We start from the raw sequence: 20,692 nt of genomic DNA, 5'->3' as shown, positions 1-20,692 counted from the left end.
CCGCTCACTCCGCCAGCTGCGGCAAGTTCCTGAACAGCTCCAGCGCCTCCGGATTGGCCAGCGCCTCCTTGTTCTTGATGGCGCGGCCGTGGACCACGTCGCGCACCGCAAGCTCGGTGATCTTGCCCGATTTGGTGCGCGGAATGTCTGAGACGGCAACGATCTTTGCCGGTACGTGGCGCGGGCTGGCGCCGGTGCGGATCTTCGCCCGGATGCGCTTTTCCAGATCCTCGTCCAGCGTCACGCCGGCGGCCAGCCGCACGAACAGCACGACGCGTACGTCATTGTCGAAATCCTGGCCGATGCACAGTGCTTCGAGGATTTCCGGCATCTGTTCGACCTGGTTGTAGATCTCCGCCGTGCCGATGCGCACCCCGCCCGGATTGAGCGTCGCGTCGGAGCGGCCATGGATGATCATGCCGCCATGCGCCGTCCATTCGGCGAAGTCGCCATGGCACCAGACGTTGTCGAAGCGCTCGAAATAGGCCGCCTGGTATTTCTTGCCGTCAGGGTCGTTCCAGAATCCGATCGGCATCGACGGAAACGCTTTTGTGCAGACCAGTTCGCCTTTCTCCTCGCGAATCGGCTGGCCGTCATCATCCCAGACATCGACGGCAAGGCCGAGGCCGGGCCCCTGGATCTCGCCGGTCCAGACAGCTTGCGTGGGGACGCCGAGAACGAAGCAGGAGACGATGTCGGTGCCGCCGGAGACCGAGGCAAGGTGGACGTCCTCCTTGATCCCGTCATAGACAAAGCGAAAGTCCTCCGGCGACAGCGGCGAGCCGGTGGAGGAGATCGCCCGCACGGTCGACAGATCATGGCTGCGGATCGGCTTGAGGCCGGCCTTGCGCACGGAATCGATGAATTTGGCCGAGGTGCCGAAGAAGGTCATCTTCTCGGCATCGGCGAAGCTGAACAGCACATTGCCGTCAGGGTAGAAGGGCGAGCCGTCATAGAGCAGCAGCGTCGCCCCTGACGCCAGGCCCGACACCAGCCAGTTCCACATCATCCAGCCGCAGGTGGTGAAGTAGAAGAAGCGGTCGCCGTCGACGAGGCCGGCATGCAGCCTATGTTCCTTGACATGCTGGATCAGCGTGCCACCGGCCGAATGAACGATGCATTTGGGAATGCCGGTCGTTCCCGACGAAAACAGGATGTAGAGCGGATGCGCAAACGGCAGGCGATCGAATGTGACGGACTTTGCCGCAAAAAGCGACAGCGCCTCTTCCAGCGCCACGGCCTTGTCGATAATCCCCGCGATATCGCGCGACGTCCCGAGATAGTCGACGATCAGCACCTTGCCGACGGTTTCGAGCTTCGTGGCAACGGCAGCGATCTTGTCGGCAACTTCGATTGCCTTGCCATTGTACCAGTAGCCGTCCGGCGCGATGAAGACGACGGGTTCGATCTGACCGAAACGGTCAAGCACGCCCTGTTCGCCGAAGTCGGGAGAGCAGGACGACCAGACCGCGCCAATCGAGGCGGCGGCCAGCATGGCGGCGACGGTTTCCGGCATGTTGGGCATCATCGCCGCGATACGGTCGCCCTTTTTCACCTTGAGCGACAGGAAAAGCTGCTGGAAGCGCGAGGTCAGCTGGTGCAGTTCGTTCCACGACAGCCGCCGCTCGATCTTGTCCTCGCCGCGAAAGACGATTGCCGCACCGGAACCGGTCTTTTTCAGCAGGTTCTCGGCGAAGTTGAGCGTCGCATCGGGGAAGAACGATGCGCCGGGCATCTTGTCGCCATCGACAAGCACGGTCTCGCCCTTGTCGCCGACAAAGCCGCAAAAGTCCCACAGCAGGCTCCAGAAGCCCTCGCGATCCTCGACCGACCAGCGGTGCAGTTCGGCGTAGGAGGCGAAGGATGTGCCGGTTTTGGCTGCCGCCGCCTTCATGAAGGCGGTCAGCGGCGCTGCATCGATCCGGTCTTGCGTCGGGGTCCAGAGCGGTGCTTCGGCAGCCATGATCGATCCTCCTTGAAGCCGGTCGCGTCGCAAGACTAATATGCTTTTGTTTCTATGTATGTCGCTGTCCCGGAACCGCTGCACACTTCCGGGCGACATGCATTAGCCCCAGCTTTACAGGCGCCGCTGTCCCAAAAACGCCGCGTCTCGTGCAGGCTGAAGCTGCATCGCTTATGCCTATCGCCATCCAGCAGAGCAAGATTTTGTTCAGCTAAACTCGGCCAGGTGTGCGCAATTGCCATCGCCGGGCCATAAAGACTTGAAATGCGTCAGCGCTGGGTTACACCCGTCGGGGCGATTTTTGTCGGAATGAAAGCATACGGGGCGATATGCCATCACCTTTGATCCGGCACGGAATATGGGCGATCGGCGTTGCCGTGCTCGTCATCGCGCTGGTCGTCGCCGCTCTGCCGCTGATTGCCTCGACCCGGATCGTGCGCGACCGCATCGCCTGGGAGATGAGCGCATGGAGCGGTTTCAGGGTCACCATTGACGGTTCGCCACGTATCGAGGTGTGGCCGAACTTCCGCGCCATATTGAGCGACGTCACGCTGTCGCAGTGGACCGAGACCGACGCGCCGCCGGTGATCGAAGCCGAGCGGGTCGAGGTCGACCTTTCAGCCATGGCGGCGCTGCAGGGCGATGTGGTGTTTTCGACGGCGCGGCTGGTGCGGCCGACGATCCGGGTCCAGCGCACCGCAAACGGCATGTTTCTACCCGCCATGCCGACCGGAGGGCGCATCACGCGCTCCATCGACACCGCGCGCGGCGTGGTCAGCGCCGATCCGGCGAAGCCTGATCTGAGCAAGCTGCCGACCGATCCGTTCGGCACCGTGGAGTTCAGGGACGGCCGCATGGTCGCCTCCATCGGCGGCAAGGACGTCGAATTGCTGACCAGCCTCAGCGGCCAGGCGAACTGGGCGGCGATGAACAGCAATGCGACCTTGTCGGCGACCGGCATCTGGCGCGGCGAAAGCGTCACCGTCGATGCGTCCTCGGCCAATCCGCTGGTTTTGTTTGCCGGCGGTGCTGCGCCAATCACCTTTTCGTTGAAGGCTGCGCCGGCCAGCTTCTCGTTCGACGGCACGGCCGGCATGTCGCAAAACGCCTATTTCGACGGCCAGGTGAAATTCGCCGCACCGTCGCTGCGGCGCGTGCTGGAATGGTCGCAGGCCGGAATTGCACCGGGCGCCGCAATCGGCTCGGTGTCGATTTCGAGCAAGATCACGGCGACGGCCGGCCGCATCAAGTTCGAAAACACGGCGGTCGCGCTGGACAACAACCCGGGAATGGGGGCGCTGGACTTCTCGTTCGGCGACGCCTTGCCGGTGATTTCCGGCACGCTCGCCTTCGACACGCTCGACCTCAGGTCGCTGTTCTCCGCCTTCACGCCGCTGGCGCCCACCGGCGAAACCGGCCCCGGGGAAATCGACACCAGCTTTGCCGACCGCGTCAATCTGGATCTGAGGCTATCGGCGGCGCATGCCTCGGCCGGCGCAATCCAGCTTGCCGACGTCGCCGCCACCGCACAGGTCAAGAACGGGCTTGCCGTCTTCGATATCTCCGATGCGTCGGCCTTTGGCGGCAACGTTCAGAGCAGCCTGCGCTTCGACCGCAAGCCGGAGGGTTCGCAGGTCGAGATCCGGCTGCTCGCCTCCGACATTGACGGCGCCGCTTTCGGCACGGCTGCCGGCATGACGCGATTGGTGCCGGCCAGCACCGGCACGGTCTCGGTTATCCTCAAAGGGCCGGGGAAATCGTGGGACTCGATCTTCGAGAACGCTGACGGCTCGGTCTCGGCGACGTTCGGGCCAGGCGCACTGAGCGGGCTCAATTTGCCGGCGTTTCTGAAGCACACCGAACAGGGCGGCTTCTTCGCGCTCGACGATGTCTCGGACGGGACGCTGCCGATCGACGGCGCCGAGCTCAAGGCCACCATCTCGAAGGGCGTGGCGCGGCTGGACAAGGCCGAGGCCAATTCGGCGAAATACAAGATCTGGTTGTCCGGCATCGCGTCCTATGGCGGACGCGGGCTGGCGCTGTCGGGCGGTATCACCCAGGCCGATCCGGCGGCAGCGCCCGCCAATGGCCAGCAGGGGCCCAACCAGTCGTCTTTCTTCGTCGGCGGCACCTGGAGCACACCGTTCATCTCGCCGATCAGCCGCGGCATCTCAGGCGAATAGGCAGCCCCTCCCCGGGGAGCTGCCGTGCTCTGTTTGTTTGACGCAATTCCGAACGGAATTGCTCGGGATCAGCCGCGCTGCGCGGCCTGTTCGTCGAGCTGACGCTGCACCTCACGCCGTTTGTTGGCGACCGAGGCGATTACAACGCCTACCGCCACGACGGCGATCAGGATGGTGCAGGCGGCATTGATCTCCGGCGTCACGCCGAGACGCACCTGGCTGTAGATCTTCATCGGCAGCGTGGTGGCGCCGGGGCCAGACGTGAAGGACGCGATCACCAGATCGTCGAGCGAGAGGGTAAAGGCCAGCATCCAGCCGGACACGATAGCCGGCATGATGACCGGCAGCGTGATCTGGAAGAAGGTCGTCACAGGTGTTGCGCCGAGATCCATCGCGGCCTCCTCCAGCGACCGGTCGAACGAGACCAGGCGCGACTGCACGACAACGGCCACGAAGCACATGGTCAAAGTGATGTGGGCAAGCGTGACGGTGAAGAAACCGCGGTCGAGACCGACGGCGACGAACAACAACAGCAGCGACAGACCGGTGATGACTTCCGGCATGACCAGCGGCGCGAACACCATGCCGGAAAACAGGATGCGGCCCCGGAAGCGGGTGTAGCGGGTCAAGGTGAGGGCCGCCAGCGTGCCGAGCACGGTTGCCACCGTGGCGGAGATGACACCGACGCGCGCCGTCACCCAGGTTGCGTCCATCAGCCCCTGATTGTGGAACAGCGAGACATACCATCTGGTCGAGAAGCCGCCCCAGACGGTGACCAGCTTCGATTCGTTGAACGAGAAGACGATGAGCAGCACGATCGGCAGATAGAGGAAGGCAAAGCCCAGCACGACCGAGGTGACGTTGAAGCGGCTCCAGGTGGCGTTCATTTGTCCTGCTCCTGGGCGCGTGCCTGGGCCTGTTGGAACAGCATGATCGGCACGATCAAGAGCAGCAGCAGGATGACGGCGACGGCCGACGACACCGGCCAGTCACGGTTGGCGAAAAACTCGTTCCACAATGTCTTGCCGATCATCAGCGTCTGCGAGCCGCCGAGCAGGTCGGGAATGACGAACTCGCCGACCGCGGGGATGAACACCAGCAGGCAACCGGCAATGACGCCGGGCAGCGACAGTGGGAAGGTGATCTTCCAGAAGGCGGCGGTCGGCGGACAGCCGAGGTCCTTGGCTGCCTCAATCAGCGAATAATCCATCTTTTCCAGCGACGAATAGAGCGGCAGCACCATGAATGGCAGGTAGGAATAGACGATGCCGATGAAGATCGCCGTGTAGGTGTTGAGGATGATCAGCGGCTGATTGATGACGTGCAGCGACAGCAGCAGCTGGTTGAGCAACCCTTCGGGCTTGAGGATGCCGATCCAGGCGTAGACGCGGATCAGGAACGAGGTCCAGAACGGCAGGATCACCAGCATCAGCAAGGTCGGGCGGATGGTCGCCGGCGCGCGCGCCATGCCATAGGCGATGGGGAAGCCGACGAGCAAGGTCAGGATTGTCGAGACTGCAGCGATGATGACGCTGGTGACATAGGCTTTGAAGTAAAGCGCGTCCTGCGTCAGCCAGACATAATTGTCGAAGTTGAGTTCGCGGAAGCCGGCGAAGAAACCGGTAATTCCGTCCGTGAAGTCGAGCACGGGCGTGTAGGGCGGCATGGCGATCGCCGATTGCGACAGCGAAATCTTGAAGACGATGATGAACGGGATGAAGAAGAAGAACAGCAGCCAGAGATAGGGGACGATGATGACGAGCCGGCTTGCAAAGCCGGCGCCGAGCCGTGTGAGCAATGGTTTGGCCGCTGTCGATGGGCCGGCGTCGGTGATGGCGATGTTGGACATGGCCGCCCCCTATCGTGTCAGCACGACGCCGGCGTCCGGCCGGAAGGAGACCCAGGCGCGGTCGTTCCAGGTCAGCGGATCCTCGGTCACACGCGCTGCGTTCAGGGCGCTTGCCCGCACCATCTGCCCGTCGTCAAGCCTGATATGATAGACGGTCATGTCGCCGAGATATGCGACGTCATAAACCTCCCCTTCGAGCACATTGGCGCCATCAGCCGGCTTTTTGGACGACACCTTGATCTTCTCCGGCCTGATGGCGAAGACGATGTTGGAACCAGCGACGGCATCGGCGCTGTTTTCGACGACGATCTGGGCTCCGGTCGCTCCGGTGATGCGCGTCGTGTTCCCCGCGCGCTCGGCGACCTTGCCTTCGAACATGTTCACATTGCCAACAAAGTGCGCGACGAAGCGCGAGCTGGGCGCCTCATAGACTTCGGCGGGCGTGGCGACCTGCATCACCTCGCCCTTTTCAAGGATGGCGATGCGGTCGGCCATGGTCATGGCCTCCTCCTGGTCGTGGGTAACGACGACAAAGGTGAGCCCCAGCGTCTGCTGCATATCCATCAGCTCGAACTGCGTTTCCTCGCGCAGCTTCTTGTCGAGTGCGCCGAGCGGCTCGTCGAGCAGCAACACTTTCGGCCGCTTCGCAACCGAGCGGGCGAGCGCGACGCGCTGGCGCTGGCCGCCCGACAATTGGTGCGGCTTACGCTTGGCGAACTGCTCGAGCTTGACCAGCTTCAGCATCTCGGCGACGCGCTTTTCGATATCCGGCGCCGGCATGCCTTCCTGCTTGAGGCCGAAGGCAATGTTCTTTTCCACGCTCATATGCGGGAACAGCGCATAGGACTGGAACATCATGTTGACCGGGCGGCGATAGGGCGGGATGCCGCGCAGGTCCTGGCCGTCGAGTAGGATGCGGCCGGCGGTCGGCTCCTCGAAGCCGGCGAGCATCCGCAGCAGCGTCGACTTTCCGCAGCCGGACGCGCCGAGCAGGGCGAAGAACTCGCGCTCGAAGATGGTCAGCGACAAATTGTTGACGGCGGTGAAGTCACCGAACTTTTTGGTGACGTTTTCGAATTGAATGTATGGCTTGGCGTTCGGGTCGTTCCATGGCGCGAAATCCCTGCGGATGCTGCCAAGCGATTTCATGTCCCACTCCGTCCTGTTTTTTTGCTTCTTGCCCCAGAGAAGAATGGCCCCGGCAGTCACCTGCCGGGGCCATGTCGCATTGCTTACTGGCCGGTGACGATCTTGGTCCAGCTGCGCGTGATCAGGCGCTGCGTCTTGGGATCGTAGGGCTGGACCGTATAGAGTTTTTTCAAGGTCTCGGCGTCCGGATAGACAGCCGGATCCTCCAGCAGCGCCTTGTCGACGAACTGCTGCGAAGCCTTGTTGCCGTTGGCGTACAGCACATAGTTGGACGACTTGGCAATCACTTCCGGCTTCATCATGTAGTTGAGGAATTCGAGTGCCTCGGCGACATGCGGCGCATCGGCAGGGATCGCCATCTGGTCGAACCACATTTGCGCGCCTTCCTTCGGCACGGAATAGCCGATCTCGACGCCTTGCTTGGCCTCCACGGCCCGGTTGCGCGCCTGGAAGACGTCACCCGACCAGCCGACCGCCAGACAGATATCGCCATTGGCGAGCGCGTTGATGTATTCCGACGAGTGGAATTTGCGGATATATGGCCGCACCTTCAGCAAGGTCTCCTCGGCCTTGGCGATGTCGTCGGGCGAGGTGCTGTTGGGGTCGAGGCCGAGATATTTCAGTGCCGCCGGGATGATGTCGGCCGGCGAGTCCAGCACATAGACGCCGCAATCCTTCAGCTTGGCCAGGCTATCGGGATTGAAGAACACATCCCAGCTGTCGATCTTGTCGGTGCCGAGTGCCGCCTGCACTTTCTTGAGGTTGTAGCCGATGCCGACCGTGCCCCACATGTAGTTGATCGAATATTCATTGCCCGGATCGTATTTGGCGGTCCGTTCCTGAACGGTGTCCCACATGTTGGAAATGTTCGGCAGCTTCGACTTGTCGAGCTTCTGGAACACACCGGCCTGGATCTGGCGCGCCAGGAAGTTGCCGCTGGGCACGACGACGTCATAGCCGCTGCCGCCGGCAAGCAGCTTGGTCTCGAGAATCTCATTGGAATCGAAGGTGTCGTAGACGACCTTGATGCCGGTTTCCTTGGTGAAGTCGTCGATGATCGAACTGTCGATATAATCCGACCAGTTGAAGACGTTGACGACGCGGTCCTCGGCATGGCCACCGACGGTAAAAAGCGTCAGAAATGCCGAGGTTGCCGAAAGCCAGAGCGCTTTGCGGATCATGCTGTTCTCCTTTGATGAGTGTTCCTTCGCCAATTCGTCGCTGTTCCAGCGCGATTGGGCATTTGCTTCAGAGTATTGAGCTTTCCGGGCAGCCACAAGCGTGAACTGCCGGCGCCGTTCGGGCGGTTCGACAAGCAGCGGATGATGGCTCTGTGTGCCCGCGTGGCGGGCGCGCCGACGCCGTCAGAGGCTTTCGCCGTGGCGCGGGCAGGGATACGACGCTGTGATCCGGTCTTGGTCCGACCGGCGGGGACACTTGGCAAGATACGCCTGTCTTGTTGTTGCCGTGTCTCCAGCCTGCCCGCGCGGTAGCAACGTTGTCAATGGCCCATCTCGCGCTTTGGACGCGCGGCGTCGTCAAATGGGCAAAGGCAGCGTCAATTCGGGGACGGCAGGCCGGTGACGCCTGGCCGCGCCGGCCGCGCCTGGCGCTTGAATTCGAGCCCGATATGGACAACCAGCGCGGCAACCACAACGGCGCCGCCGATGATGGTGCGCACCGAGGGCACCTCGGCATGGACGAGCCAGACCCAGATCGGGCCAAGGATCGGCTCGAAAGTGCCGAGCAATGCAGCGATCGCCGCCGGAACGAGGCGGGCGCCGGTGGCGAAGAAGGCAAGGCCAAGGCCGAGATTGACGACGCCGAAGGCAAACAGGAAAGCCATGTCGTGGGTGGAAACCGCGAACTGCGTGGCTTGCGACGCGGCGAACGCCGCTGCCAGCATCGTGCCAAGGCAGGTCGCCGGCGTCATGCGCACATGGGCGAAGCGCCGGGTGATGACGGTGGCAATCGAGAACATGACGGCGATCAACAGCGCCAGCCCGTCGCCGATCGGCGATACGGCGCCGTCGAGCGATTCCGACACCATGATGGCGACGCCGGCGATGACGGCGGCAATCGCCACCCAGGTCGCGACGGCGACGCGTTCGCGAAACAGCACCCAGGCAAGCAAAGCCGCCAGCAGCGGCACGCCGGCCTGCATCAACAGGATGTTGGCGACGGTGGTGTAGGCAAGCGCGACAACGAAGCAGGTCGAGGCAGTGGCGAAGCACACGGCCACGGCAAGGCCGGGCAGGCCCATGTCGCGAAACAGCCGCGGCACGCCGCGCCACCCGTCGCGCCAGGCCATGAAGCAAATCAGGAACGCAGCCGCCCACAGCGAGCGCCAGAACACCACCGTCCAGCTGTCAGCGGTGTCAATGAAGCGGGCAATCGTGCCGCCAAAGCTCCACATCAGCGCCGACAGGAACACCAGCAGGAAGCCGATGCGCTCGTCGCGCGGCGACACGGTCGGCGAAGCAGTTATCGGCATTGATGCGGTGTCGGTCATGGGCGCGACTGTCGGCTATCTCGGGACGGCATGATGCACAATGGACGACAGAAACGTGCCGCATTCGCCTAGCGCAAAGGCCACGGCCGCACGTGATCCAGCCCGGTATTCCCTTTGGCGCACCGCCTGCCAGTCGGCGGCATTCAGTCAAAAAATCGACGGCGTCTATGACTTGGTCTTGTTGCCGCGGATGAAGCGCCAGAGACCGGCCAGCGGAACCAACAAGAGAATGCCGAACTTCTTCAGCGCGATCAGCGCGACCGCAATCAGCCCTGCCTTGGCCGCCAGTTTGCCGGCGATGAGGCCGCCAATGCCGACTGCGGCGACCGTATCGGTGCCGGGCAGGAAGTCGGTGTATTTGCTGCCGGTGTTGAAGTCGGCAACGCCCAGCACTTCATCCAGGCTCTGCTTGATCTCCGGCAGTTGTTCCACCGTGGCGATGTAGCTCATCACGAAGACACCTTCCCGGCCGAGGAAACGGACATCGTAGTTGAGCGTGTGGACGGTATCGTCGCCGAACTGCAGCTCCTTTGCCCAGTGCAGCCGCTTGTGGACGAAATCATAGACCGGGGGCGAAGCCCAGCCGATCAGCTTGATCGGCTGATAGCCGTCCTTCACCCGCTGATCGTTGGCCGACAAAGTGTCCGCCTGCATGCTGCTCAGCAGCTCGGCGTAGTCGATGGCGGCGGCGTCGCTGTCATCGACATGGCCGATCTTTTCATAGCGCAGCTCGATGCCCCAACCGTTGCCGGCGATGGGTTCATACTTGGCCGGGAAAATCATGCCGATCGCTTCAGAGGCGGTGCCAGGCGGGTTGCCCCAGGCCTCGGTCAGAACGGATGTCGCATCCTTCTTGTCCAGAAAGTAGAACTTGTCCTTGAGATCGAGATGGATGCCTTCCGGAAGGTCGACCGCGCCGGTCTTCGGATCGATCTTGTCCAGGAACGCCTTGCCGTCGTCGCTATACTGTTGATAGCCCTTGAAGAATTCAGAGGATTTTTCCGCCAGAGCAGGCCCTGCCGAAAAGGCAAGCGCCACGCCAAGCCACAAAGCTTTCCTGTCCATATAAGCCACCCCCCTTGGCTGCCCTCACCTTTCGATACCGCAGCGCCGATGCTTAATCAATATTTCGATCGCCTCGGCTGGGACAGGATCTATATTTCTCGTCGCTAATGTGCAGGCGCCTCTTCGAGGACCCACAAACCTCGACAAGCATCACTGAAAGTCGAAGGCGCTCAAGCCCGTCACCATCTCGTCGAGGCCGAGCGGGCGGGTCACCGGCGGCTCGGCGCGGGCGAGACAGCCGATGCGTTCGCACAGCCGGCAAGCCGGGCCGATCGCCGTGGCGGCGCCCTGTCCGGTCTTTGCCGACGCCGGCAGCCCCGCGCCATAGACGATCTCGTCGCGAAAGCCGATGTCGCAGCCCAACAGCAGGGCGGTACGGCGCGGGCGCTCCGAGAACGAGCCTTGCGGCCCCTCGAGCGTGCGGGCGATGCAGAGGAACTCGGCGCCGTCAGGCATTTCCACAGCCTCCACCAGGATCTGGCCAGGCAGTGCAAAGGCGGCATGCACAGGCAGTTTCGGACAGCCGCCGCCAAAACGGCTCTGTGGAAAGCCTTGGCCGCCCGCCTTGCGGAAGCGGTTGCCGGCATTGTCGACCTCGAGCATGAAGAACGGCACGCCGGAGGCACCCGGACGCTGCAGCGTGGTCAGACGGTTGGCCGCCTGCTCGAAGGAAACGCCGAAGCGTGAGCGTAGTACATCAATGTCGTAGCGGGCGCGGACGGCAGCGGCATGGAAGGCCTGGTAAGGCATCATCAAGGCATGGGCGGCGTAGCGGCCGAGTTCGAAGCGGGCGAGCCGGCGGGCTTCATCGGTGCCGAGCTTCAGCGCCTGGATTTCGCCGGCGACTGCGACGGTCATGCGGATCAGGCAGGCCTCCATGGCGACCTCGCGCAACTGGTCGAAAGGCGACAACCGTTCGGACAGGAACAGGCGCTGCGAATGGCGGTCATAGCGGCGGCGCCAGTTCGGCATGGTGGCGACCGGCAACACCTTGACGACGATGCCGTATTCGCGTTTCAGCCAGGCTTTCAGCGCGCCGAACAGATCATCGCCCGGGTCGAGCACCGAGGTGAAGGCCTCGGCCTCTTCCTCGAGTGCTGCAAAATGGTTCGGCCGGCGTTCGAAAATCTCGTGCACCTCGTCGATCGGCAGCCTGGCGCCGGAGAGTGCTGTTGCCCGGCCCTCGCGCGCCAGCAGCTCGTTGAGATCGGACAGCCGCTCGGCCTGCTCGCGATAGGCGCGAAACAGCTTTATCATCGCGGCCGACGCGTTGGGCGCAGCCTCGGCGAGCTCGATCAGCTCCTGGTCGCCCGGCAATTCGCCGGCAAGCAGCGGATCGCCGAACACCTCCTTCAAAGCCGAGATCGATCCCCTCGCCTCGCCCTGCAGTTCATGCGGGTCGACCTTGTAGACCGAGGCCAGTTTCAGGATCAGCTGCACCGTCAGCGGCCGCTGATTGCGCTCGATAAGATTGAGATAGGAGGGCGAGATGCCGAGGCCCTCGGCCATCGCCGTCTGGGTCAGGCCCTTGGCGAGGCGGATGCGGCGGATGCGCGGCCCCGCAAAGATCTTCTGGTCGGCCATCGGCTGTCCTTGACAGGAATTTTACACTGCTTGCGCGCCATGAGCGCGCATCGGTTTTTACAATCGTGACAAATTTACAGCGCTCGCCCGTCAAACACAACACAGGTTTTCTCTTATTTTCTGTGAGATATGGCGGTTTCTCTGGGCTCTCTTCGCGCCGCAATGTAAATAGTGTCACACGCCGACGGCGCAGATTTCCGAGAACGCGGCGTTGCAGACACTGGCATCGATTGATCTGGAGTGAAAAATGACCGATTTTTACAATCTCGTCCCATCCGCGCCCGAAGGCCGCTTCGACGGCATCGAACGGCCTTACTCGCCGGACGATGTGAAGCGGCTGCGCGGCTCGGTCCAGATCCGCCAGAGCCTCGCCGAAATGGGCGCCAACCGGCTGTGGAAGCTCATCCATGAGGAAGACTTCGTCAACGCGCTCGGCGCCATGTCGGGCAACCAGGCGATGCAGCAGGTGCGCGCCGGGCTAAAAGCAATCTATCTCTCAGGCTGGCAGGTCGCCGCCGACGCCAACACCGCATCGGCCATGTATCCGGACCAGTCGCTTTATCCCGCCAATGCGGCGCCGGAACTGGTCAAGCGCATCAACCGCACGCTGCAGCGCGCCGACCAGATCGAGACCTCGGAAGGCAACGGCCTGTCGGTCGATACCTGGTTCGCGCCGATCGTCGCCGATGCGGAAGCCGGGTTCGGCGGACCGCTCAACGCCTTCGAGATCATGAAGGCGTTCATCGAGGCGGGCGCTGCCGGCGTCCACTATGAGGATCAGCTGGCGTCGGAAAAGAAGTGCGGCCATCTCGGCGGCAAGGTGCTGATCCCGACCGGGGCGCATATCCGCAACCTCAATGCAGCGCGCCTTGCGGCCGACGTGATGGGCACGCCGACGCTGGTCGTGGCGCGCACCGACGCGGAAGCGGCAAAACTGTTGACCTCGGACATTGACGAATGCGACCAGCCGTTCGTCGACTACGCTGCCGGCCGCACGGTCGAAGGCTTCTACCAGGTCAGGAACGGCATCGAACCATGCATCGCGCGCGCCATTGCCTATGCGCCGCATGCCGACCTGATCTGGTGCGAAACCTCCAAGCCCGATCTGGCGCAGGCCAAGAAGTTCGCCGAGGGCGTGCGCAGGCATCACCCTGGCAAGCTGCTCGCCTATAATTGCTCGCCGTCGTTCAACTGGAAGAAGAATCTCGACGACGCGACGATCGCCAAGTTCCAGCGCGAGCTAGGCGCCATGGGCTACAAGTTCCAGTTCATCACGCTGGCCGGTTTCCACCAGCTCAATTTCGGCATGTTCGAGCTGGCCCGCGGCTACAAAGCGCGGCAGATGGCGGCCTATTCCGAGCTGCAGGAAGCCGAATTCGCGGCCGAAGTCCATGGCTACACCGCGACCAAGCACCAGCGCGAGGTCGGCACCGGCTATTTCGATGCGGTGTCGATGGCGATCAGCGGCGGCCAGTCATCGACCACCGCCATGCATGAATCGACCGAGCATGCCCAGTTCAAGCCGGCAGCGGAATAACAGCAAACAACCAGAGGAAACGCCCAACAGGGCAAGGGACACAGGAGAAGAAAAATGGCATCGATAAGCCGCGTCAAGGAACGTGCAGAAGAGCAGTCCACCACCATGAGCGTCGACCAGCAGGCGACCATCCGCATGCTGGCCAACGACCTGCACAGGCTCAATCAATCGGTGATGAAGGCAGTCGAGGCGGGCGTCTCGGTGGAACTGGTGCGCTCGGCCCGGCACCATGGCGGCGACGGCAATTGGGGTGACCTGCTGATCCCGGTGATCGTCACGCAGCAGAGTCACGGATGATCTTCCCTTACGGAAGCTTTGTGCTTACGGAATCTTCTGACACGGTCATGCACTGGCTGATTTCAACGTCATCCGCGCGTTTTCAGCGCGGGTGACTTTCGCTTTTGAGCACAAACTTAACTACAGTTTGAAAACAGACCTTGGCTTCGCGGTTTAATATTTCTGGCTATATTTCCCGGCTCCGCCATTTCAGCTTGACATGGCGCGCGATCTCGCGCCAATTGGCTCTCGTATTTCAACCCTGCATTGAAGCAGCGCCGAGTGCCCGCATCGCCCATGTGCCCTGTGAATCGCGAGACCGACACCGCCAAACATCTGAAGTCGACAAGCAGGGATGCGAACTCCGAGCTATCAACGGATTTCTCCCACGTGCTGGTCGTCGGAAAATCGCCGATCAACCGGGTGGTGGTGTCGAAGATCGTCGAGAAGTCCGGGCTGAAGCCGATCTCCGAGTCACTCGAAATGGCGACCAAGACACTGCGCACCCTCATTCCGGGCGCCGTCGTTCTCGATGGCGGCGCCGACAACAAGGATTGCGACGCGCTGATGTCGGCCATCGATGCCTTGCGGCGAGCGTCGGGCCGGTCGCTTCCCTCGGTGATCCTGCTTTCAACCAAGACGGGCACGCCCGAAAGCCTCGGCCTGTCCAGCGTGATCGACGTGGTGGTGACCAAGCCGATCACCACCGAAAGACTGCAGCCGGTGATCGACCGGCTGATCGGTCTCGGGCGCGACTGATCGCACTCCGCGCCTCACTGTCTGAAACGAGGTCAGGCGGTCAGCCGTTGCTGTCGATGCTTTCGATCAAAGCCGGCAGTTCACCAAGATCGGCAATCGAGCGGAAGCGGGGAGCTTCGACCGGCGGCTCGACGTGCTCCAGCACCCAGGTCAGTTCGTGCGGCACGTGGACGCCCCAGCTGCCGGCCTCGATGGCCGGCACAACGTCGGACTTCAGCGAATTGCCGACCATCATGCTGCTCTGCGGGCTACCGCCATGGCGACTGAATATCCGGGCATAGGTGGCGGCGCTCTTGTCGCTGACGATCTCGACGGCGTCGAAAAGGTCGCCAAGGCCGGAGGCCGCCAGCTTGCGCTCCTGGTCGAACAGATCGCCCTTGGTGATCAGCACCAGATGATAGGCGCCGGCGAGCCTTTCCACGGTCTCGCGCGCATGCGGCAGCGCCTCGACAGGGTGGCCGAGCATGTCGCGGCCGGCGGCAAGGATTTCGGCGATGGTCGCGGCCGGCACACGGCCCTCGGTCACCTCGATCGCCGTCTCGATCATTGAGAGGGTGAACCCCTTGATACCGAAGCCGTAAACGGCAAGGTTGCGCTTTTCGGCTTCGAGCAGGCGCGCCGAGATGTGCTCGACCTCGCCATGATCGGCGAGCAATGCCGCAAAGCGCTTTTCGGTCATGCGGAAGAACTGTTCGTTCTGCCACAGCGTGTCGTCGGCATCGAAGCCGATGGTTGTCAGATGTTTGCGAGGCTGCATGGTCGACTGCCCGTTTGCGTGAATGTCGTGGTGTAGACGTTGTCGCCGGGCGCTGCTAGCTAAGGCAAGGGTTATGGGTTGGGCAATATGACGGAACCGAGCGTCTGGAAGGATAGGCTGGAGCGGATTCTGGGATCCTTGCAAGGTCATAATCCGACCGAGCTCATCAATGCCATCCGAGATCTCGGTATCGCCATGGGACACGATGCCGGCGAAGGATTGCTTGACGCCCACCCGGAATTCTTCTCGTACCGACCGGCGCTTACCGCCGCATTCGGCAAGATGGTGCAGGCGCAGGACACCGCCGAGATCAGGCAGATGCTGGATCAGGATCTGGATGGTCCGGCATCGTTCGGACGGATCGCGGCAGGGAAAACAAGCATAGGCGTGCTATCGTCAAAGGATGCCTATAACCGCCTCGACGAAGTCTTCGATCATGTCGATTTCGATAATTGCCGCCGCGCTGTCATGGTCGGCTGCGGCGGGCGACCATTCACCATGTTCCGTATTCACGATCAGACAACGGTCCCTGAGATCATCGGTCTCGACATTGTTCCCGAAGCCGTAGAAACGGCAAACAGGCTCGCGGCCAAGCTCGGCTATGCGCGCATGCGGGCCGAGCTTTGCGACGGGTGCGATTATGATTACGGCGGCGCTCAGATTGTCTATGTCGCGAGCATGGTTTCGCCCAAGGCAGCCGTCGTGTCTCGTATCGCCGATACCGCGCCCGACACTGTGCAGATCGTGTTGTGGGAGCCAGTTTCGCTAGGCAGGCTTTGGGCTGAAAATGCGGAACGCACACTTGACCCCCGGCTTGAGGTCATTGGCCGCACGAGCATTTCGCGAAACATGACCAGAGACGTGTTCGTCGCCCGACGAGGCGGTTCATCTTCCACCCGGCAACTGGGCTGATCGTGCCGGCTCTTGGAACGAGCGATCGAGTGATCCTCGCCCTGGCGCGGGCATGGTGCCTGGTGCGCCATCCCATGATTTGCAAACGCACATTCGACCATAGCGGCGTGTTGCCGGATCCGGCGAGACCCGCTTCCTATGCGGACAAGTTCTTGTGGCGAAAGCTTTTCGACCACAATCCGTTTTTCACGACGGCTTGCGACAAGCTCGCTTCGAAAACCTACGCTTTGTCCACCTGTCCAGAACTCAGGACTGCCGACGTCCTATGGTCTGGGGCCGACGCCACAAAAATTCCGGCAGAGCTGTTTGCCGGCAATGTCGTGGTGAAAGCCAATCACGGCTGCCGCTGGAACATGATGATCCGCAATGGCGTTGTGGACAGAGCCAAGCTGCGCCGGCGTGCCGCTCGCTGGATGCGCCGCCGCTATGGCAGGAAATTCGGCGAATGGGGCTACAGGGACGCCACCAGGCGCATCCTTGTGGAGGAGATGCTGATCGAGAACGGTGAGCCGATCCGCCTGGAATACAAGTTCCACGTGTCTAGCGGGACGACCGCCTATGTCTATGCCGCACGACGGGACGAGCAAGGCAACGAACAAAAATGTCATTTCGACCGTGACGGTAACTATGCACCGCCGCCGCCGGGAAGCGGCCCCCAATGGGTGAAGATTGACCTGCCTGCATCCTTCCCGCGCATGCTTGAAATCGCGGAGAAACTGACAGCGCCGTTCGATCACATGCGCTGCGATTTCTACGACCTCAACGGCGTCGTCTTCTTTTCGGAATTCTCCGTCTATCCGCTGTCCGGCAAAGGCATCATCAACACCCGGCTCAGAGATTTGTGCAGCGACAGTTGGGATTTGCGCCAATCCTGGTTTCTGACCGCACCGCAGACCGGATGGCGCAGGCTCTATGCCGGCGCTTTGCATCGATGGCTGGATACGAACGCGCTGCCCGGCAAACCCTTCTAGCCGAAGTCCATCCCGTTGCTGGCACAACCTATCGGGTGGCCTCCCCTTCCCTTCCATCACCCGCCCCGGCTATACTCCAAAATCCGCAACCCAATCTGGTGAATGATGCCGCCTGCAAAAAAGGAAGTCCGTCCGTCGAGCCGCGGAGGACGCGTCCGCACGCCTGCCTTCGTGAAAAACCAACGCGGCGTGAAGAACTGGAAGGAAGTCAGCGCCTGGCTGGAATGGCGCGGCATCGAAGACATAGAATGCATCACACCAGACCAGGCCGGCGTTGCCCGCGGCAAGATGATGCCGTCGAAGAAATTCACCTCCAACACCTCGCTGGCGCTGCCTTCGGCGGTGTTCATGACGACGATTTCGGGCGGCTATCCCGAGGATGGTAACGGTTTCCACTATCCGGAAGACGATGGCGATCTGAAGCTGATGCCGGATCTGTCGACCCTGACCGTGGTGCCGTGGGAAGAAGACCCGACGGCAGCTGTCATCTGCGACCTCGTCCACCAGGACGGCCGCTCGGTCGAGTTCACGCCGCGCAACGTGCTGAAGCGCGTGTTGGCTGCCTATGACAAGCGCGGGCTGAAGCCGGTGGTGGCGCCCGAGATCGAATTCTACCTGGTGCGCAAGAACCCCGATCCGGACTATCCGCTGACGCCGCCGGTCGGGCGTTCGGGGCGGGCCATCGGCGGCGGCGCCGGCTATTCGATCGCCGGCGTCAACGAGTTCGACGAACTGATCGACGACATCTACCATTTCTCGGAAAGCCAGGGCCTGGAGATCGACACGCTGATCCATGAGGAGGGCGCCGGCCAGCTCGAGATCAATCTGCGCCACGGCGATCCGATCGAGCTTGCCGACCAGGTGTTCATGTTCAAGCGCACCATCCGCGAGGCAGCGCTGAAGCACGAGATCTACGCCACGTTCATGGCGAAGCCCATCCAGGGCCAGCCTGGCTCGGCCATGCACATCCACCAGTCGATCATCGACAAGAAGACCGGACAGAACATTTTTTCGGCCGAAGACGGCTCGGAGACCGACGACTTCTTCCATTTCATCGGCGGCATGCAGAAGCATGTGCCGAATGCGCTGGTGATGTTCGCGCCCTACGTCAATTCCTACCGCCGGCTGACGCAGTCGGCCTCGGCGCCGGTCAACAACAAATGGGGCTATGACAACCGCACCACGGCGTTCCGCGTGCCGCGCTCGGACCCGGCGGCTCGGCGTGTCGAAAACCGCATCCCGTCTTCCGACGCGAACCCCTATCTGGCGCTGGCGGCGTCGCTTGCCTGCGGGTTGATCGGCATGACCAACAAGGTCAAGGCCGAGCCTCCGGTGCTGACCACCGCCAACGCAGACGAGATCGATCTGCCACGCGGCTTGCTCGAGGCTGTCGACCTGTTCGAAGGCGACGAGGAACTCTGCGCCCTTTTGGGCAAGTCGTTCGCCGCCACCTATGCGGCGATCAAGCGGGCGGAGTTCGAAACCTTCATGGAAGTGATCAGCCCGTGGGAGCGGGAGTATTTGTTGCTGAATGTTTGAGCGGCGACTTCGCCCGCATGAATGGTGAATAATGAATGGTGAGTAGTTTCATACTGGATGGATGAGCGCAGGCGACGCGCGTCGCGCAGCCATTCACCATTCACTATTCACCATTTGACTGGCGTTCCCATGCCTTACCAATCACCGATTTCACCTGGCCGCTCCTGGTACGAAGACACAGCCGGGCCACGCCCTGAGTACCCCGCCCTAGACGGCGACCGTAGCTGCGACGTCGTCATCGTCGGCGGCGGTTTCACCGGTCTGTCAGCGGCGGCGCATCTGGCCAAAGCCGGTGCGAACGTCGTGCTAATCGAGGCGCATCGCTTCGGCGACGGCGCCTCCGGGCGCAATGGCGGCCAGCTCGGCACCGGCCAGCGCGCCTGGGCCGAGGAGATGGAGGCCGAATACGGCTTCTCCCGCGCCAAGGCGCTGTTCGATCTTGCCGAGGAAGCCAAGGCGCACCTGATCGAATTCGCCGCCGTCAACCAGATCGACATCGACTATATGCCCGGTCAGTTGTCGGTGGCGCACAAGCAGCGCTATGTCGACGACTACAAGGCGCATGCCGAGATCATGGCGGGCCGCTTCAACTATCCGCACATCGCCTTCATGGATGCCAGGGAAACGGCCGAACGACTGGGCTCCACACGCTACTTCGGCGGCACCCGCGACACCGGCACAGGACACATCCACCCGATGAAACTGGTGATCGGCACGGCAAAGGTGGCGACTGCAGCCGGCGCCCACCTGTTCGAGCAGACGCCATCGACCGGCATAACGTCCAGCGCGGGCAAGGTCAGGGTCACGACGCCGAGAGGCACCATCACCGCGCAGAAATGCCTGATCGGCGTCAACGCCTATGGCGGCACCCTTGAGCCGGTGAGTGCCGCGCACATCATGCCGATCGGATCCTTCATCGGTGCGACGGTGCCGTTGGGTGTGGACTCCAAGGTGCTGCCGGGCGGCGAGGCGGTCGACGATTCGCGTTTCGTCGTGCGCTATTTCCGCAAGTCCAGGGATGGAAGGCTGCTGTTCGGCGGGCGCGAAGTCTACGGCGTCAACGATCCGAATGATATCCATATCCATATCCGCCGGCAGATCGCGGAACTCTATCCGGACCTCCGGGATATCGAGATCACCCATGGCTGGGGCGGTTATGTCGGAATCACCGTGCCGAGAAAGCCGTTCGTGCGCGAGGTGATGCCCAATGTGATCTCGGCCGGCGGCTATTCCGGTCACGGCGTCATGCTGTCGAACTTCTTCGGCAAACTCTATGCCGAAACCGTCGCCGGCAACCGCGATCGGCTGAAGCTGATCGAGGATTTGAACATCCCGGCCTTCCCCGGCGGCCGAAGCTTTCGCACGCCGCTGCTGTTCCTGGCGCTCAACTGGTTTGCGCTGCGCGATCGAATCTAGAGCAACAAGCGATTCCGTCTGTAATATTCGTTGCTTGAGCGACACATTGCAGAATCCTTAACAAGGGTGCAGAATCCACGGTTGGGGCGCACTGATGCCACAATCGCGGGTAAAAGGTGCCGGTTCTGGGTGATTGAACGGGGACTTTTGCGGGCCTGCCCGCTTGTTTTTGGGACCGATGCCGATCGAATGCCGGCCTTCCGGCGCTGATCGAAAGAAC

General features: G+C 62.2%; 17 protein-coding genes. 8 read left to right on the top strand and 9 right to left on the bottom strand.

Annotation, left to right across the window (positions count from 1 at the left end):
- Positions 1–4: 4 nt before the first annotated feature.
- Positions 5–1,963 carry an acetoacetate--CoA ligase gene (locus AC04SG_RS08065; protein WP_488550599.1) on the bottom strand — a complete coding sequence of 653 codons (1,959 nt, stop codon included), beginning with the start codon at positions 1,961–1,963 and terminating at the stop codon, positions 5–7.
- A 329-nt stretch (positions 1,964–2,292) separates the two neighbouring features.
- Here AC04SG_RS08065 and AC04SG_RS08060 point away from each other — a divergent pair, with 329 nt between their 5' ends.
- The gene (locus AC04SG_RS08060) at positions 2,293–4,146 is read left to right on the top strand and encodes an AsmA family protein (protein ID WP_488550598.1); all 1,854 of its coding nucleotides are present in this window, start codon (positions 2,293–2,295) and stop codon (positions 4,144–4,146) included.
- 68 nt (positions 4,147–4,214) lie between these two features.
- Here the strand turns inward: AC04SG_RS08060 and AC04SG_RS08055 are convergent, their stop codons facing one another.
- The 7 genes from AC04SG_RS08055 to AC04SG_RS08025 form a co-directional block, all read right to left on the bottom strand.
- Positions 4,215–5,033, bottom strand: a complete 819-nt coding sequence (locus AC04SG_RS08055) for an ABC transporter permease (RefSeq protein ID WP_488550597.1) — start codon at positions 5,031–5,033, stop codon at positions 4,215–4,217.
- Entirely contained in the window at positions 5,030–5,995 is a 966-nt protein-coding gene (locus AC04SG_RS08050; RefSeq protein WP_488550596.1) for an ABC transporter permease subunit, read from the bottom strand. The genes AC04SG_RS08055 and AC04SG_RS08050 overlap by 4 nt, the downstream gene beginning before the upstream one ends.
- Before the next feature lie 9 nt (positions 5,996–6,004).
- Complete coding sequence (locus tag AC04SG_RS08045) at positions 6,005–7,144, bottom strand: ABC transporter ATP-binding protein (protein ID WP_477337897.1); 1,140 nt, start codon at positions 7,142–7,144, stop codon at positions 6,005–6,007.
- A gap of 83 nt (positions 7,145–7,227) precedes the next feature.
- On the bottom strand, positions 7,228–8,325 hold the full coding sequence (locus AC04SG_RS08040; RefSeq protein WP_488550595.1) for a polyamine ABC transporter substrate-binding protein: 1,098 nt from the start codon (positions 8,323–8,325) through the stop codon (positions 7,228–7,230).
- Positions 8,326–8,702: 377 nt separating this feature from the next.
- A complete protein-coding gene (locus tag AC04SG_RS08035) occupies positions 8,703–9,656 on the bottom strand; it encodes a DMT family transporter (protein ID WP_488550594.1) in 954 nt (317 codons plus the stop codon).
- 165 nt (positions 9,657–9,821) lie between these two features.
- The gene (locus AC04SG_RS08030) at positions 9,822–10,721 is read right to left on the bottom strand and encodes a DUF2167 domain-containing protein (protein ID WP_488550593.1); all 900 of its coding nucleotides are present in this window, start codon (positions 10,719–10,721) and stop codon (positions 9,822–9,824) included.
- Positions 10,722–10,871: 150 nt separating this feature from the next.
- Positions 10,872–12,305 (bottom strand): helix-turn-helix domain-containing protein, encoded by a 1,434-nt coding sequence (locus AC04SG_RS08025; protein WP_352591022.1) that lies wholly within the window; start codon positions 12,303–12,305, stop codon positions 10,872–10,874.
- A gap of 247 nt (positions 12,306–12,552) precedes the next feature.
- Here AC04SG_RS08025 and aceA point away from each other — a divergent pair, with 247 nt between their 5' ends.
- From aceA to AC04SG_RS08010, 3 genes are all read left to right on the top strand, one after another.
- Positions 12,553–13,842, top strand: coding sequence for an isocitrate lyase (gene aceA / locus AC04SG_RS08020; RefSeq protein WP_488550592.1), 1,290 nt, complete (start codon positions 12,553–12,555; stop codon positions 13,840–13,842).
- Positions 13,843–13,896: 54 nt separating this feature from the next.
- On the top strand, positions 13,897–14,139 hold the full coding sequence (locus AC04SG_RS08015) for an SMc00767 family acetate metabolism repressor (RefSeq protein ID WP_006202762.1): 243 nt from the start codon (positions 13,897–13,899) through the stop codon (positions 14,137–14,139).
- A 276-nt stretch (positions 14,140–14,415) separates the two neighbouring features.
- On the top strand, positions 14,416–14,877 hold the full coding sequence (locus tag AC04SG_RS08010) for a response regulator (protein WP_488550591.1): 462 nt from the start codon (positions 14,416–14,418) through the stop codon (positions 14,875–14,877).
- A gap of 40 nt (positions 14,878–14,917) precedes the next feature.
- Here the strand turns inward: AC04SG_RS08010 and AC04SG_RS08005 are convergent, their stop codons facing one another.
- Complete coding sequence (locus tag AC04SG_RS08005) at positions 14,918–15,634, bottom strand: HAD family hydrolase (protein WP_488550590.1); 717 nt, start codon at positions 15,632–15,634, stop codon at positions 14,918–14,920.
- An 87-nt stretch (positions 15,635–15,721) separates the two neighbouring features.
- On the opposite strand from AC04SG_RS08005, the gene AC04SG_RS08000 reads away from it, so the two are divergent.
- From AC04SG_RS08000 to AC04SG_RS07985, 4 genes are all read left to right on the top strand, one after another.
- Positions 15,722–16,546, top strand: a complete 825-nt coding sequence (locus tag AC04SG_RS08000; protein WP_488550589.1) for a hypothetical protein — start codon at positions 15,722–15,724, stop codon at positions 16,544–16,546.
- A gap of 152 nt (positions 16,547–16,698) precedes the next feature.
- A complete protein-coding gene (locus AC04SG_RS07995; protein ID WP_488550588.1) occupies positions 16,699–17,517 on the top strand; it encodes an ATP-grasp fold amidoligase family protein in 819 nt (272 codons plus the stop codon).
- 102 nt (positions 17,518–17,619) lie between these two features.
- On the top strand, positions 17,620–19,056 hold the full coding sequence (locus AC04SG_RS07990) for a glutamine synthetase family protein (protein ID WP_477237528.1): 1,437 nt from the start codon (positions 17,620–17,622) through the stop codon (positions 19,054–19,056).
- 129 nt (positions 19,057–19,185) lie between these two features.
- Positions 19,186–20,472 carry an NAD(P)/FAD-dependent oxidoreductase gene (locus AC04SG_RS07985; RefSeq protein WP_488550587.1) on the top strand — a complete coding sequence of 429 codons (1,287 nt, stop codon included), beginning with the start codon at positions 19,186–19,188 and terminating at the stop codon, positions 20,470–20,472.
- Positions 20,473–20,692: the final 220 nt, after the last annotated feature.

Source organism: Mesorhizobium sp. CNPSo 4684, from assembly GCF_057784315.1.
Note: the sequence above shows the minus strand (reverse complement) of the source record. Positions and strands in the feature narration are given on the sequence as shown.